The sequence below is a fragment of the Nocardioides exalbidus genome (assembly GCF_900105585.1).
Taxonomy (GTDB): domain Bacteria; phylum Actinomycetota; class Actinomycetes; order Propionibacteriales; family Nocardioidaceae; genus Nocardioides; species Nocardioides exalbidus.
Genome location: NZ_FNRT01000002.1, coordinates 2,774,974 through 2,788,202, shown reverse-complemented (window position 1 = coordinate 2,788,202; position 13,229 = coordinate 2,774,974). Strand labels below are relative to the sequence as shown.

Here is a 13,229-nt window from a genome sequence, read left to right as displayed (position 1 = left end):
TGCGTTCGGGTGCTGCCACCTTGCCAAAGACGACCGACGAGGGCCACCGACTTACGGCTGGCTCAGGGCTTCTGCAGCACGTCCACGCGCCCGGCGAGCTTGCCCGCCATCTTGTAGACCTGCCAGCGGCAGTCGCCGACCATGACGTCGTACGCCGCGTCGCCGAACTCGCCGCGGTAGCGCTCCGGGTCGCGCAGCAGCCGGGCGAGGTGGAGGAGCGCGCGCCCCGCGCTCCCGTCGTCCTCCTGTGCCGCCTCTCCCCACTCGTCGGCGAGGTCGATCGTGTCGACGACGTGCAGGCCGGAGGCGGCGATGGCCTCGTCGACGACGACGGGGTCGGCCGAGGTGGGCACCACGCCCATCACGTCGAACAGGTCGAGCGCCTCCTCGGCACCCAGCAGGTCGGTGCCGACGACCTGGTAGGAGACGACGTACCCACCCGGGCGCAGCACGCGGGCGAACTCCGCGAACGCGTCCGCCGGGTGGTCGACGTGCACCATCACGTCGCGGCACCAGACCAGGTCGAGGGTGGAGTCGTGGGCGGGCACGTGCGTCGCCGAGCCCCGCTCGAAGGACACGCGTGAGGCGATGTCGGCGGCCAGCTCGCGCCGCGCCTCGCGGGCGAGGTCGAGGTGGCGCTGGACGGGGTCGATGCCGAGGACGCGGAGGCCGAAGTGCGTGGCGAGCCGGAAGGCGTGTGCGCCCTCGCCGCACCCGACGTCGACGGCCCGGCTGTCGGGGCGCAGGTCGAGCTCGCGCACGACCTGGAGCAGGACCGACGGGTCGCGCGGGGCGAGGCTCTCGTCGAGCCGCGCGGCGAACGCCTCCTCGACGCGCGGGTAGGTGTCGTAGAAGAACTCGCGGTCCCAGGCCATGGGAGGAGTCTGCCGGTTCCCTAGGATCAGGACATGGCTCGCCGCGTGTTCCTCCACTGCGGGACCGCCAAGTCCGGCACCACCTACCTGCAGGACCTGTGGTGGCGCCACCGCGACGCCCTCCGCGACCGCGGGCTGCTGCTGCCGGGTGAGGCGCTGCGCGACCACTTCCACGCGGCCGCCCTGGTCAAGGGGATGGACGTCATCGTCGACGACCTCGACCCGGCCGACCGCGACGTGTGGCGACGGCTCGTCGCCGAAACGCGCGCGTGGGACGGCGACGTGCTGATCAGCCACGAGCACTTCTCCGACTCCACGGCCGACGCGGCCGCCGCCGCGCTGGCCGACCTCGCCGCCGCGGCCGACGAGGTCCACCTCGTGGTGACCGTGCGCGACCTCGGCCGGGTGCTCCCGTCGGCCTGGCAGCAGCGCGTCAAGCAGGGCGCCCGCCAGCCCTACCGGAAGTTCCTGGCGACGGTCCGGAGGGGCGACGACGACCAGAAGTTCTGGCGCTACCAGGACGTCGTCGGCATCCTCGACCGCTGGGCGGCCGACCTGCCGGGCGAACGCGTGCACCTCGTCGTCGTACCTCCCCCGGGCGCGGATCGCGACGAGCTCTGGCTGCGCACCGCGTCGGTCCTCGGCGTCGACGTGGGCGGCCTCGACACCGACCCGAGGCTGCCCAACGACTCGCTCTCGATCGTCGAGGCCGAGCTGCTCCGGCGGGTCAACACGGTCATCCCCCGCGAGCGACGGTCCGTGGCGCTCACCCGGCTGACCAAGGGCGCCTTCGCGCGCGACCTGCTCGCCGGGAGCGCGCCGAAGGAGCCGTTCGTGCTGCCCGCCAAGCACGCCGGGTGGGTGCGCGAGCGGTCCGAGGAGATGGTGGCCGCGCTCCGCGAGGGGCAGTACGACGTCGTGGGCGAGCTCACCGACCTGCTGCCCGCCGACCCCCGCTCGGGCCGCACCCCCGACCAGGCCTCCGACGGGGAGCTGCTGGCCGTCGCGACGACCGTGGTCGCCCGGATGATCGAGCAGGAGCCCTGATGGCGCAGCGCGTCTTCGTGCACATCGGCACCCCGAAGTCCGGCACGACCTACCTCCAGAGCCTGTGGTGGCACAACGCCACCGCGCTCGCCGACCAGTGGCTGCTGCTCCCGGGGGCGTCGGCCGACGTGCAGTTCCAGGCGTCCGCCGTGGTGCGGGCCAACGAGGCCGTGCTCGCCACGATGACGGACCGCCAGCTCGGCGCGTGGGACCGCCTGGTCGAGGAGGTCGAGCCCTTCGACGGCGACGCCCTGATCAGCCAGGAGCAGCTGGTCGAGGCGTCGCACGTGTCCGCGACCGCCGCCCTCGCACGCCTGCGTGGCGTGGCCGAGGAGGTCCACGTCGTCGTCACGGCGCGCGACCTCGTCCGGCAGGTGCCCAGCGCGTGGCAGCAGCGGGTCAAGCACGGGTCACCGAGCACGCTGCGGAGGTTCTTCACCCGCGTCGCCAAGGACGACCCCGACTTCAACTTCTGGCACCACCAGGACGTGCCGAGGATCCTCGAGCGGTGGACCGACGGCGTGCCGCCCGAGCACGTGCACGTCGTACCCCTCCCCCGTCCGGGCGCCGACCGCGACCTGCTGTGGCGGCGCACGTGCGCGCTGCTCGACATCGAGGACTTCGGCCTCGACCTCGACGCGCCGGTCGCCAACGAGACCCTCGCGCCCGCCGAGATCGCCTTCCACCGCGCGGTCAACGCGCACTTCCGCAACGCCCACCTCGACGTCGCGCTCTCGCGGCGGGTGAAGGCGTTCATGGAGCCGCGCCTCGGCGGCGCGCCGGCCCAGCGGATCGCCCTCGCGCCCGACATGCACGCCTGGCTCGTCGAGCGCGGCAACCGGATGGTCGACGAGCTCGCGGCCGCGCCCTGGCACGTCGTCGGCGACCTCGACGACCTCCGGCCCGACCCCGCGCCGAGCGCCGGCGTCGACCCCGATGCCGTACCCGACTCCGAGGTGCTCGCGGTCGCCCAGGAATTCCTCGCGGCCGAGCTGCTGGCTCGGGCCGAGCCTGCGGGCGGCGGAGCGGTGAGTGAGCCACATTCCGAGCCGCCCGAAGGTGGTTCACGCACCGCCCTCGGGCGTGTCCTGCGACGACTCACCGGCGGGCGGTGACCCAGCCACCTTCCGGCCGCCGGAAATGTGGCTCACTCACCGCCCCACCGGCGGCTCAGCGCGGGACGAACGCCCAGTAGTCGAGGTCGAGCAGCACGCCGGGGGCGTACTTCTGGTCGTCGCCGCGGAGCGTCATCGACTCGTCGCGGCCCGCGGTCGCGACGAGCCGGAGCCGGAGCGCCCCGACACCGGGGGCGTCGACCTGCGCGCGGTCGAGCACCTCCGACCACGCGTAGACCGTGTCGCCGGCGAAGGCCGGGGCCACGTGGGCACCGGCGTTGATGGCGGCGACCAGCTGGGCGTTGGCCAGTCCGTTGAACGACAGCGCCCGGGCGAGCGAGATGACGTGGCCGCCGTAGACGAGGCGGCGGCCGTCGGGCCGGGCCTCGGTGGAGAAGTGCACCTTCGCGGTGTTCTGCCACAGCCGGGTGGCCATCATGTGCTCGGCGTCGGTGAGCGTCACGCCGTCGACGTGGTCGATCCGCTCCCCCACCTCGTAGTCGTCGAAGGTGTGCGGCGAGCCGGAGGCAGCGGTGTCGTACGACGAGAAGTCGAGGCCGGCGGGCACCACGAGGTCGGCGGCGGCGACCGCGTCGGCCAGCGTCGGGACGACCGTCTCGGGCGCGGGCGAGGACTCCGAGCGCTTGTGGACCATCACCCAGCGCGCCCAGTCGACGGCGACCTCGCCGCGCTGGTTGGTCGCGGTCGAGCGGACCCACACCACGCCGGTCCGGCCGTGGGAGTTCTCCTTGAGCCCGATGACCTCGGAGCGCGTGCTCAGCGTGTCGCCCGGGACGACGGGCAGGTGGAAGCGGCACTCGGCGTAGCCGAGGTTGGCCACCGCGTTGAGCGAGACGTCGGGGACGGTCTTGCCGAAGGCCACGTGGAAGCCGACCAGCTCCTCGACCGGGTGCGGCGCCAGACCGACGGATGCGGCGAACTCCGCGGACGACGGGACTGCGAAGCGCGTCGGGTAGATCGCGCCGTAGAGCGCCCGGTCGCCCTCGGTGATCGTCCGCGGCGTCGCGTGCTCGATCACCTGCCCGACGGTGAAGTCCTCGAAGAAGTTGCCGGCGTTGGTCTTCATGCCCGACATGGTGCCGCACCGTCGACCGCCCACGGCGTCGGTGTCGGATGTCTCACGCCGAGGAGGGGATCCGCCGCGTCACCTGTCCTGCGGGCGTGCTGCTGAGGTAGGCGGTCTCGCCGAAGTCGTTGCCGACGTAGATGTCGATCTCGGTCGGCCCGTCGCCCCAGCGGATCAGGACCGCGTGGGTGAAGCGGGCCTTCTCCACGCCGAGGGTCTTGCGTGCGGTGGCGACGTTGGCGACGAGGCGGCGTACGTCGACCGCACCGAGGTCGACACGCTGGTAGGGACCGGCCACCGCCGCGGCCTGCGTGTCCTGGCGCCACTCGCCGTTCCACGCCCAGCGCTCCATCCGCGGCCTGGAGCCGCGCACCGGGACCTGCGCCTGGATCCGGTCGGGGAAGAACGAGACCTCGTAGGCCTCCAGGGTGCCGAACTTGTCCTCGTAGCCCCTCACGAAACGACGCACGGACGCAGCGGTGAAGGCGAACGCGGGCGCGCCGGTCCCCTCGATCGGTGCGGCAGTGGCGGTCGCCCTCCCGGAGTCCACGGACACCGAGGTCACGGTCGCCGACATCACCACGACCAGCGTGGTGACCAGGCCGACCACCACCAGCGCCACCCCGGCGACCACCAGGCCGATCAGCGCCGGTCGCGGACGACGCCCGGAGCGCGAGCGGACGTAGGCGTGCGGGGCCTGGCCCGGGACCGTCCCCGGAGACGGCGGCGGGACACCCGGCCGCTGCAGGTCGCGGGTGAGCGTCTCGAGCTCGTCGAGCGTCTCGGCCGAGAGCGCCCGACCGACGCGGAGCTCGCGGTCGGCGTCGCCGAGCTGGCCGTCGGCGTACGCCGCCTCGATCAGGTCGACGTAGCGCTCACGGTCCGAGTCCTTCGCCCGGAACCCCCTCATGGCAACCCCCTCATGGCCGGGAGTCTAGGGCGAGCCGTCAGCCGTCGGACTGCTTGCTGAAGTTCGCGTCGAACGACACCGCAGGCGGGTCGAAGTCGAGCGCGCGCAGGTGCGCCAGCGCCTCGGGCGCCCCGCGGAGCCGGTCCATCCCGGCGTCCTCCCACTCGACCGAGATCGGGCCGTCGTAGCCGATCGCGGTGAGGGTGCGGAAGCAGTCCTCCCACGGGATGTCGCCGTGCCCGGTCGACACGAACGTCCACCCGCGGCGCGGGTCGTCCCACGGCAGGTGCGAGGAGAGGATGCCGTTGCGGCCGCCGCCCATCCGCATCCGGGTGTCCTTGCAATCGACGTGGTAGATCCGGTCGGCGAAGTCGGTGATGAACGCGACCGGGTCGATGCCCTGCCAGAGCATGTGGCTGGGGTCCCAGTTGATGCCGAACGCCGGGCGGTTGCCGATCGCGTCGAGGGCGCGGCGCGTGGTCCAGTAGTCGTAGGCGATCTCGGACGGGTGCACCTCGTGGGCGAACCGCACGCCGCACTCGTCGAAGACGTCGAGGATCGGGTTCCAGCGGTCTGCGAAGTCCTGGTAGCCGGCCTCGATCCGCTCCGCGGGCACCGGCGGGAACATCGCGACGTACTGCCAGATCGAGGACCCGGTGAAGCCGACGACGGTTTTCACGCCCAGCTTCTGCGCGAGCCGCGCGGTCAGCTTCATCTCCTCGGCCGCGCGCTGGCGCACGCCCTCGGGGTCACCGTCGCCCCACACGCGCTCGCGCACGATCGCCTGGTGGCGGAAGTCGATCGGGTCGTCGCAGATCGCCTGGCCGGTGAGGTGGTTGGAGATCGCGTGCAGCTGGAGGCCGTGCTCCTCGAGGATGCCGAGCCGCTCGGCGACGTAGTCGTCGTCGTCCCAGCGCCACGCGTCGAGGTGCTCGCCGGAGACCGCGACCTCGAGGCCGTCGTAGCCCCACGCGGCGGCGAGGCGGGCGACCTCGTCGAGCGGGAGGTCGGTCCACTGGCCCGTGAAGAGCGTGAAGGGACGGGTCATCAGATCTGCTCCACTCGTACGTGCGTGCCGTCCTGCGCGGCGCTGGCCTCGATCGCGGCGAGCACCCGCTGCACGGCCAGCCCGTCCTCGAACGACGGCGTCGGCTCCTCCTCCGCTGCCAGGGCTGCGAGGAAGTCGGACGCCTGGTGGGTGAACGTAGCGTCCCAGCCGAGCACGTGTCCCGGGGGCCACCAGCCGTCGATGTAGGGGTCGCCAGGCTCGGTGACCATCACCCGGCTGAAGGCGTCGGCCCCGTCGAGGCAGACGTCGAGCTGGTTGAGCTGCTCGAGGTCGAAGCGGATCGCGCCCGTGCTGCCGTAGACCTCGATGCCCAGCGCGTTCTTGCGCGAGGTCGCCATCCGGGTGACCTCGAGGCTGACCACGGCACCCCCGGACGTACGCATCGTGCTCCAGGCCGCGTCGTCGACGGTCACGTCCTCCGGACCGGACGTCCCGGCGCGCTGGGTCACGAACGTCTCGGTCAGGGCGTTGACGCCGGTGACCTCCTGGCCGAGCAGGAACCGGACCTGGTCGACCGCGTGCGAGGCGAGGTCGCCCAGCGCGCCCGACCCGGCGAGCTCGCGGCGCAGCCGCCACACCATCGGCGCGGCCTCGTCGGCGAGCCAGTCCTGGAGGTAGGCGATGCGCACCTGGCGCACGTCGCCGATGCGACCGGCCGCGACGTGCTGGCGGGCCAGCGCGAGCGCGGGCACCCGGCGGTAGTTGAACCCGACCATCGAGTGCACACCACGCTCGCGGGCGGCCTGCGCGGTGGCGACCATCTTCTCGGCCTCCGCCATCGTGTTGGCGAGCGGCTTCTCGGCGATCACGTGCTTGCCGGCCTCGAGGGCGGCGATCGCGACCTCCGCGTGGAGGTGGCCGGGGACGCAGACGTCGACGACGTCGATGTCGTCACGCTCGAGCACGGCGTGCCAGTCGGTGGCCGACTCGGCCCAGCCGAACTGCGCGGCCGCGACGGTGACGGCGTCCGCGTCGCGTCCGACCAGCACCTGCTGGCGTACGCCGGGTGCGCCGGGGTGCAGGGCGGCGACGTTGCGCCAGGCGTGGGAGTGCGCCTTGCCCATGAAGGCGTAGCCGATGACGGCGACGCCCAGCTCGCGGCCTGTGATGGCGTGTGTGGTCACGGCGTTCTCCTTGCTGGGAGCGAACGGAGGAAGGCCAGGCCGTCGCGGGCCAGGTCGTCCTGTGTGGGCGCCAGCGGCCGCCAGATGGAGGCGGCGGTGGCGATGGAGGCGTTGTCGGCGGTGAAGCTCTCGATCACGAGCGGGCCGCCGTAGCCCACGTCGTCGAGGGCCGCCACGAGGGCCGGCCAGTCGGTCTGGTCGCCACCCGGTGCGCCGCGGTCGCTGCCGCAGACCTGCACGTGGACGAGGTGCTCCCCGGCGGAGCGGACCGCGTCGGCGCTGGAGCGCTCCTCGATGTTGAGGTGGTAGGAGTCCAGGGCAAGCCCGAGGCCCTCGCCGAGCAGCGGGGCCAGCGCGGTGAGCGCCTGGTCGACGGTGTTGACGAGCGAGGTCTCGTAGCGGTTGAGCGGCTCGACCCCGAGTCGCACGCCGTGCGCGACGGCGTGGTCGACCACGGGTGCGAGGTGCGTGCGGACGGCGTCGTACGCCGCCTCCCGCTCCCCCGCGTCCATCCGCCAGACCCGGCCGGTGGCGGCGTAGAACGGGCCGCAGACCGAGCGGGCGCCGATGCCGGCGGCCAGGTCGATGCACGCGCGGAGGTAGTCCTGGGTGTCCCCGACGCAGGCGGCGTCGACGAGGTCGCGACCGGGTGCCATCGCCCCGACGACGTAGGGCCTCAGGCCCGTCTCGGCGAGCACGTCGGCGAGCGCCGCCACCGTCAGGTCCCCGGCGGTCTCGAGCGGCAGCTCGACGGCGTCGAATCCCATGCCGGCGATCCGTCGCAGCAGGTCGGGGGCGCTCGCGTCGGTGAGGGGCGAGGTCCAGACCCACGTGTTGACGCCGAGCTCGCGCATGCGGGGGCCGCCTTCCGGGGCGAGGGATGGGGGGACGAAGGGAGAGGTGCGTCGGTGGGCCGGGCTCGGGACCCGGCCCACCGACGGCGCTGCTGGGTGGTGCGTCAGTGCCGGATCAGGGGATCTGGCGCTCCTGCCAGACCTCGGGGTAGCCCGGCAGGTTCTCCCCGCCGAACTTGGCGTAGTGGCCGTCGGGCATGCCGTCGTTGGCCTCGAGGTAGTCGGCACGCTCGTCCTCGGTGATCGGCACCTGCGGCAGGACCCACTCCTTCGGGACCTCCTCGCCGGCGAAGATCTTCTGGAGCGCGAGGAGCGGGGTGCGCCACTGGAAGTTCGAGTAGACGGGCGCGAGGCCGGTCATCCCGGTGTCCTCCCACTTGCGCAGGAAGCTCATCTCGTCCTCGCCGGTCATCACCGGGTAGTCGGCGCCGGCGTCCTCGAACGCCTCAATGGCGGCGACGGCACCGTCACCGGCGTCCATCCAGACGCCCTGGACGTCGCCCTTGGCGAGCTCGTCGGTGATGATCTTCTTGATCTCGGTCGGGTCGGCGCCGGTGAAGTAGTCGACCGCCTCGATGCCGTTCTCGTCGAAGAGCTTCTCGGCCGCGGCCCAGCGCTGCTCGAGCACGTCGACGCCGGGCAGGATCCGCAGCGCGACGACCTTGTCGCCCTCCTCGAGGTTGTCGATGAGGAACTCGGCGGTGTCGATGCCCCACGCGAAGCCACCGATCGGGTGGATGAAGGTGGTGGCGCAGTCGGTCTGCACGCCGCGGTCGAAGACCACGACGGGCTTGCCGGTCTCGCAGGCCCGCTCGACCGCGTCGGTCATGGCGGCGGTGGAGTTCGGCGAGATGATGAACGCGTCGCAGTCGCCCTCGGAGATGAAGTAGTCGATGTCGGCGATCTGGGTGTTGTCGTCGTCCTCGGCGTCGCGGGTCTCCATGTCGGAGATGACGCCGTCGCTCTTGAGCTGCTCGAGCTGCTGGTTCATGGTGATCCAGCCGGTCTGGCGCCACGGGTTGGAGATCGAGGCGTTGGCGAAGCAGGCCTTCTTGGCACCGGTGGACTTGAACTCCGAGGTGTCGGTCATCTCGCCGTCGATGTACTGCAGGTACGGCTCCTCGGGGTCGCCCTCGAAGGTGGCCGAGCGCTGGTCGAACTGCTCGTCGTAGACGGCCTGGTCGAACCACTCCACCTCCTCGGTGGGGCTCTCCTCGGCGGCCGGGTCCTCCTCGGTCCCGGCCGACTCCGAGGTGTCGTCGGTCCCGGTCCCGGACGTCGGGTCCTCGGTGCTGCAGGAGGTGGCGAACACCCCCAGCAACATGGCCGAGGCGATGGCCATCGGCGCGCGGTGGGTCAATCGGCGCATCAGTTTTCTCCTGGTTCGGTGCCCGGGCGGGCAGGGGTGGGTGATGGTGCTGCTGACTGGTCGGACGTGGTTCGGGTGGGGCGGCGGCCGAGCGACCAGGCGCGGGCGGCCAGGGCGACGGCGAGGATGATGATCAGTCCCTGGACGGTGTTCCTCCAGGTGGACTCGACCTCCTGGAAGTTCAGGAACGAGAAGAGCAGCTCGAGCGCGAAGGCGCCTGCGGCGGCGGAGAGCACCCAGCCGCGGCCACCGCCGAGGACGACGCCGCCGAGGACCACGGCGGTGATCGCCTGGAACTCGTAGCCGGAGCCGACCGACGGGTGCACGCCGGCGTACCCGACGAGCAGGATCCCGGCGACCGTCGCGGAGAGCGAGGACAGCACGAAGGCGCGGGTCTTGACCCACCACACGTGCGCTCCGGCGAGGCCGGCGGCGTCGGGGTTGTCACCCGTGGCGATCAGCGTGCGGCCGAAGGGCGAGCGCATCAGCAGCACCGAGGCGACGGCGACGACGACCAGGATGATCACGGGGTACGGCAGGATGTCGAGGACGGGCACGTCCTCGATGCCACCGCGGCCGATCTGCCGGAAGCTGTCGACCGGGTTGCCGGTCGCGGCGCCGCCGGTCAGGTAGCGCACGAGGCCCCCGAGCGCGAGCATCGTGCCGAGGGTGACGATGAAGCTCGGCACCTTCAGCAGGGTGGTGGCGAGGCCGTTGATCACGCCGATGCCGGCGCCGACGACGAGCATCAGCACGAGCGCGGGGAGCACCCGGCTCTCGTCGTCGCCGATGTAGTTGCCGGCGATGACGACCTGGGTCGCGATCACCGCGCCCATCGACAGGTCGAACTCGCCGGAGACGATCACGTAGTACTGCCCCATCGCGGCGATCGCGATCGGCGCGGTGCGGCCGATGAAGCGGATCAGCTGCGGCGGCTCGCCGAAGCTCGGGTTCACCACGATCACCGCGACGAACAGCACCGCGGCCAGGATGAACACGGCTCCGCCGGGGGTCACCGCCCCCCGCAGGATCCGCTGCACGAGGGAGCCCTCGGTGAGCGGGAGGGCGCGGCCGGCGGTGGACGTGGTCGTGGCGCTCATGCCGTCTCCTCCTTCGTCGGGGCAGCGGTCCTGTCGGCGCCGAAGCGCGGTGGGCGGCGTACGACGCTGCGGCGGGCGTAGACAGCGACGGCGAGCACGATCACCAGGCCGCGGACGAAGTCCTTCAGGAACGGGTTCACCTGCATGACACCCATGACGTTGTCGATCACGGCGAAGATCGCGACGCCGCCGATCGTGCCGATGACGCTGCCCTTGCCACCGGCGAGCAGGGTGCCGCCGAGCACGACGGCGGCGATCGAGAGCAGGTCGTAGCGGCCCTGCGAGCCGATCGTCGGGAGCCCGACGCCGGTGCGCGAGAGCAGGAGCAGCCCGGCGATGCCGGCGAGCACCGAGCAGAGGACGTGGGCCGCGATGACCGGCAGCGCGGTGCGGACGCCGGACATACGGGCCACGGCGCGGTTGCCGCCGATCGCGTAGAGGTGGTGGCCGAGCCGCGTGTAGCGCAGCAGGAGCGTCACCAGCAGGGCCGCGACGAGCAGGATGATGAACGACGTCGGGATGGTCGCCGCGATGCCGCTGCGGCCGAGCAGCCGCAGCTGCGGGGACGCGGCGCCGTGGCTGCCCTGGTAGTTGGTGGCGAGGTAGCCGCTGACGACCAGGCCGATGCCGAGGCTCGCGATGAAGCCGTGCACGTCGAACACGCTGACCAGCACGCCCATGACCAGCCCGATGACCGCGACGGTGACGAGCGTGTTGACGACGGCGGGCGCGAAGTTGGAGTCGAGCCCCTTCATCCCGCCGGCGGCGATCAGCGTGGACAGGCTGACGACGTAGGGCACCGACAGGTCGAGGCTGCCGACCAGGATCACGAGCGTCTGGCCGATCGCGATGAGCCCGAGCACGCTCATCGCGGTGAGGATCGCCCAGATGTTGCCCTGGCTGAAGAAGTTGCGGCCCTCGTTGGCGGTCAGCGCGATCGACACCGCGACGACGCCCACCAGCACGAGGTAGATCAGCTGCGTCGAGCTGAGGCGCTCCCTCGGTCCCTTCGGGCGGGCGGCGCGGCGACGGCGTACGGACGCGGTGGGCTCCGCGGGCGCCTCGGGCGTGCGGTCGGTCGCGGCGCTCATGCGGCGTCCTCCGCGGCACCCGTGGCCATCGCGAGCACCGACTCCTCGGACGAGCCGGCGGGTAATTCGCCGGCGAGTCGGCCGTCGCGCATCACGAGGATCCGGTCGGACATCCCGATCACCTCGGGCAGCTCGCTGGAGACCATCAGCACGGCGACGCCCTGGCGGGTGAGCTCGCGCATCAGCTCGTAGACGCGGTGCTTGGCACCCACGTCGATGCCGCGGGTCGGCTCGTCCATCAGCACGACGAGCGGGTCGATGCTCAGCCAGCGGGCGAGCACGACCTTCTGCTGGTTGCCGCCGGAGAGGAACTGCACCTCCTGGCCCAGGCTCGCCGCCGCGACGTCGAGGTTGGAGAGCACCCCGGGCATGTCGCGTCGGGCCTGCGCCGTGCGGCGCGGGAAGACCGAGCGGACCACGCCGAGCGTGTTGTCGAGGATCGACTGGTTGAGGGCGAGGCCCTTGGCCTTGCGATCCTCGGTGATGAAGGCGAGGCGGGCGCGTACGCCCTGGCGCGGGCTGCGCACGCTGATCGGGCGCCCGTCGAGGCTCACCGTGCCGCGCGCGACGGCGTGGACGCCGAAGACGGTCTCCAGGAGCTCGGTGCGTCCCGATCCCTGGAGCCCGGCCAGGCCGACGATCTCGCCGGCGCGGACCTCGAGCGAGACGCCGTCGACGTAGCCGTTGCCGACGCCGTCAAGGGCGAGCCTGACCTCACCGACCTCGACGTCGACCGGCTTCTCGGGGAAGTACGTCGTCAGCGGGCGCCCGACCATGAGGCGCACGAGCTCGGCCTCGGTCAGCTCCTCGACCGGCCTGGTCGCGACGTGGCGGCCGTCCTTGAGGACCGTGATCGTGCGGCAGAGGTGGAAGACCTCCTTGAGCCGGTGCGAGACGTAGAGGATCGCGACCCCGCGCTCGGTGAGCCGCTCGATGATGCCGTAGAGGAGCTCGACCTCGTGGTCGGCGAGCGCCGCGGTGGGCTCGTCCATCTGGATGACGGTGGCGTCGAAGCTGACCGCCTTCGCGATCTCGACGATCTGCTGCTCGGCGACCGACAGGCTGCGCACGAGCGTGGAGGCCTTCAGCCCGGAGACGCCGAGCCCGGCGAGCAGCTCGTCGGTGTCGCGACGCATCCTGGCCGTGTCGACCGGTCCGACGCGGCCGAAGCGCCGCGGCTCGCGGCCGAGCCAGATGTTCTCCGCGATCGTGCGCTCGAGCAGGAGGTTGAACTCCTGGAAGACCGTGGCCACCCCGGCGCGCTGGGCCTGGACCGGGTGGCCGAACGACACCTGCTCGCCGCCGACGACGATCGTGCCGCTGTCGGGCGTGTGGACGCCGGCGAGCATCTTCATCAACGTCGACTTGCCGGCGCCGTTCTCGCCCACGAGCCCGTGGACCTCGCCCGCACGCAGGGTCAGGTCGAGGTCGGCGAGGACGGTGTTGCCGAAGAAGCTCTTCGTCATGCCGCTGGCGACCAGTGCGGGGTCGCCGTGCTCGCTCGGGGGCGTGCTCGTGGGGGTGGTGACGGTCACGGCGTCACTGTGGCATGCGTTACAGGCTTTTGTCGAGCACCTTCCAAAAGTCT

At 72.0% G+C, this 13,229-nt stretch carries 12 protein-coding genes; 2 read left to right on the top strand and 10 right to left on the bottom strand.

What is annotated here, in order from left to right:
* Positions 1-62: 62 nt before the first annotated feature.
* Positions 63-875: a class I SAM-dependent methyltransferase gene (locus tag BLV76_RS13660; RefSeq protein WP_090969618.1), complete on the bottom strand. Its 813-nt coding sequence runs from the start codon at positions 873-875 to the stop codon at positions 63-65.
* Positions 876-908: 33 nt separating this feature from the next.
* On the opposite strand from BLV76_RS13660, the gene BLV76_RS13655 reads away from it, so the two are divergent.
* Entirely contained in the window at positions 909-1,922 is a 1,014-nt protein-coding gene (locus BLV76_RS13655) for a hypothetical protein (RefSeq protein WP_090969617.1), read from the top strand.
* Positions 1,922-3,037 carry a hypothetical protein gene (locus tag BLV76_RS13650; protein WP_090969616.1) on the top strand — a complete coding sequence of 372 codons (1,116 nt, stop codon included), beginning with the start codon at positions 1,922-1,924 and terminating at the stop codon, positions 3,035-3,037. Before BLV76_RS13655 ends, BLV76_RS13650 begins: the two co-directional genes overlap by 1 nt.
* Positions 3,038-3,092: 55 nt before the next feature.
* On the opposite strand, the gene BLV76_RS13645 is transcribed toward BLV76_RS13650, so the two are convergent.
* From BLV76_RS13645 to BLV76_RS13605, 9 genes are all read right to left on the bottom strand, one after another.
* The gene (locus tag BLV76_RS13645; protein ID WP_090969615.1) at positions 3,093-4,124 is read right to left on the bottom strand and encodes a MaoC family dehydratase; all 1,032 of its coding nucleotides are present in this window, start codon (positions 4,122-4,124) and stop codon (positions 3,093-3,095) included.
* 52 nt (positions 4,125-4,176) lie between these two features.
* Positions 4,177-5,034, bottom strand: coding sequence for a DUF1707 SHOCT-like domain-containing protein (locus BLV76_RS13640; RefSeq protein WP_090969614.1), 858 nt, complete (start codon positions 5,032-5,034; stop codon positions 4,177-4,179).
* A 37-nt stretch (positions 5,035-5,071) separates the two neighbouring features.
* The gene (locus BLV76_RS13635; protein WP_090969613.1) at positions 5,072-6,082 is read right to left on the bottom strand and encodes a sugar phosphate isomerase/epimerase family protein; all 1,011 of its coding nucleotides are present in this window, start codon (positions 6,080-6,082) and stop codon (positions 5,072-5,074) included.
* Positions 6,082-7,227 (bottom strand): Gfo/Idh/MocA family protein, encoded by a 1,146-nt coding sequence (locus BLV76_RS13630; RefSeq protein ID WP_245734680.1) that lies wholly within the window; start codon positions 7,225-7,227, stop codon positions 6,082-6,084. Before BLV76_RS13630 ends, BLV76_RS13635 begins: the two co-directional genes overlap by 1 nt.
* On the bottom strand, positions 7,224-8,081 hold the full coding sequence (locus BLV76_RS13625) for a sugar phosphate isomerase/epimerase family protein (protein ID WP_090969612.1): 858 nt from the start codon (positions 8,079-8,081) through the stop codon (positions 7,224-7,226). Before BLV76_RS13625 ends, BLV76_RS13630 begins: the two co-directional genes overlap by 4 nt.
* A gap of 115 nt (positions 8,082-8,196) precedes the next feature.
* Positions 8,197-9,450 carry a substrate-binding domain-containing protein gene (locus tag BLV76_RS13620; RefSeq protein WP_217630343.1) on the bottom strand — a complete coding sequence of 418 codons (1,254 nt, stop codon included), beginning with the start codon at positions 9,448-9,450 and terminating at the stop codon, positions 8,197-8,199.
* Entirely contained in the window at positions 9,450-10,550 is a 1,101-nt protein-coding gene (locus BLV76_RS13615) for an ABC transporter permease (RefSeq protein WP_090969611.1), read from the bottom strand. The genes BLV76_RS13620 and BLV76_RS13615 overlap by 1 nt, the downstream gene beginning before the upstream one ends.
* Positions 10,547-11,641, bottom strand: a complete 1,095-nt coding sequence (locus BLV76_RS13610; protein ID WP_090969610.1) for an ABC transporter permease — start codon at positions 11,639-11,641, stop codon at positions 10,547-10,549. Before BLV76_RS13610 ends, BLV76_RS13615 begins: the two co-directional genes overlap by 4 nt.
* Positions 11,638-13,176, bottom strand: coding sequence for a sugar ABC transporter ATP-binding protein (locus BLV76_RS13605; protein ID WP_217630342.1), 1,539 nt, complete (start codon positions 13,174-13,176; stop codon positions 11,638-11,640). The genes BLV76_RS13610 and BLV76_RS13605 overlap by 4 nt, the downstream gene beginning before the upstream one ends.
* Positions 13,177-13,229: the final 53 nt, after the last annotated feature.

Excerpts from the sequence above, each read along its gene's own strand:
- BLV76_RS13650 (WP_090969616.1), top strand. The coding sequence starts at position 1,922 with ATGGCGCAGCGCGTCTTCGTGCACATCGGCACCCCGAAGTCCGGCACG.
- BLV76_RS13625 (WP_090969612.1), bottom strand. The coding sequence starts at position 8,081 with ATGCGCGAGCTCGGCGTCAACACGTGGGTCTGGACCTCGCCCCTCACC.
- BLV76_RS13635 (WP_090969613.1), bottom strand. The coding sequence starts at position 6,082 with ATGACCCGTCCCTTCACGCTCTTCACGGGCCAGTGGACCGACCTCCCG.
- BLV76_RS13610 (WP_090969610.1), bottom strand. The coding sequence starts at position 11,641 with ATGAGCGCCGCGACCGACCGCACGCCCGAGGCGCCCGCGGAGCCCACC.
- BLV76_RS13645 (WP_090969615.1), bottom strand. The coding sequence starts at position 4,124 with ATGAAGACCAACGCCGGCAACTTCTTCGAGGACTTCACCGTCGGGCAG.
- BLV76_RS13660 (WP_090969618.1), bottom strand. The coding sequence starts at position 875 with ATGGCCTGGGACCGCGAGTTCTTCTACGACACCTACCCGCGCGTCGAG.
- BLV76_RS13640 (WP_090969614.1), bottom strand. The coding sequence starts at position 5,034 with ATGAGGGGGTTCCGGGCGAAGGACTCGGACCGTGAGCGCTACGTCGAC.
- BLV76_RS13620 (WP_217630343.1), bottom strand. The coding sequence starts at position 9,450 with ATGCGCCGATTGACCCACCGCGCGCCGATGGCCATCGCCTCGGCCATG.
- BLV76_RS13615 (WP_090969611.1), bottom strand. The coding sequence starts at position 10,550 with ATGAGCGCCACGACCACGTCCACCGCCGGCCGCGCCCTCCCGCTCACC.
- BLV76_RS13655 (WP_090969617.1), top strand. The coding sequence starts at position 909 with ATGGCTCGCCGCGTGTTCCTCCACTGCGGGACCGCCAAGTCCGGCACC.